A 241-nucleotide genomic window follows, 5' to 3' on the forward strand; every position below is an offset into this window, starting at 1 on the left:
GCCGTCCCCAACGCTCTGTCGACTGCGTCCGGGGAGTGCAGCTTCGAAAGGTCCACGGCCTCGGCCATCTTCGCCCTGATGCGGCGCGCTCCCGCGGCGGCAGCCTCGACCAGCCAGCTGCTGGCACCCTGGCCCAACTGTAGGAAGGCGAGCTCGGCGGCGGTACGAGGCTTGGGCACCCGGTCGGCGGCGTCGCGGTCTGGGCGGGGTGGGTAGTGGTCGTTGTCGAGGACCGGTGAAC

1 pseudogene is annotated in these 241 nt (G+C 71.4%); it reads right to left on the bottom strand.

Annotated features, from left to right (window positions below):
- Positions 1 to 241 (bottom strand): annotated as a pseudogene (locus ASU23_RS24245) (IS21 family transposase); the annotation flags it as partial.

The sequence above is a fragment of the Rhodococcus sp. KB6 genome (assembly GCF_001445685.1).
GTDB lineage: Bacteria > Actinomycetota > Actinomycetes > Mycobacteriales > Mycobacteriaceae > Rhodococcus_F > Rhodococcus_F qingshengii.